At 42.4% G+C, this 604-nt stretch carries 1 protein-coding gene; it reads right to left on the bottom strand.

Features of this window, described 5'->3' with window-relative positions:
* Positions 1-72: 72 nt before the first annotated feature.
* Complete coding sequence (locus QN359_RS19810; RefSeq protein ID WP_322248145.1) at positions 73-519, bottom strand: AAA family ATPase; 447 nt, start codon at positions 517-519, stop codon at positions 73-75.
* Positions 520-604 lie beyond the last annotated feature (85 nt).

The following is a 604-nucleotide window of genomic DNA, read 5'->3' as shown; positions in this document are numbered from 1 at the left end:
GCCGCGCAGCTGTGGCAGAAACAGGCACTATCTTAAACTCTTTGAATAATTGTCTGGACTTAGGGGGCCACTTTAGTCACCACGAATAAATTGCTGTGGATTTTCTCGGATCGTATCGCTGAAAACTGCTTCAGGGTAGCCACCAAAGTTGAGGTAATTTAAAAATTCCTCATTCAATGCATCAATATTATTAGCGGTATAGCCTACGCCAGGTGGCACGACAGTATTTATAAGCTCAGTGTCTCTTTGTATAAAGCGCAGGTATTCAGCAAAAGTGAGTGGTGGCAACACAAAGTTACTGAAGCGGCCAGCACCGGACTCATTGCTCTTTAGTTTTAAGGCAGCTGCTGCTGAGCCTGTAACGACAAATTTATAGTCAGAATATGAGTCGACTAGGGACTTTAAATGGATCTCCCACTCTTTGAGGTACTGTACTTCATCAAAAAAGATGTAGAGTTTGGCTTCCTTTTGATGGTTAAATTCTGCGCTAAACACGTTGAGCAGGCGTTCTAAGGCCATGCCGGTATCCCCCGGTGTTAGGCTACCTGTCACATGTCTTTTGTAAAACAAAAATATACAGATTTATTTTTCAATTTGTGTGAAT

The sequence above is a fragment of the Undibacterium sp. 5I2 genome (assembly GCF_035019605.1).
Classification (GTDB): Bacteria; Pseudomonadota; Gammaproteobacteria; order Burkholderiales; family Burkholderiaceae_D; genus Undibacterium.
The sequence above is the reverse complement of the archived record's forward strand: the minus strand, read 5'-3'. Positions and strand labels throughout refer to the sequence as shown.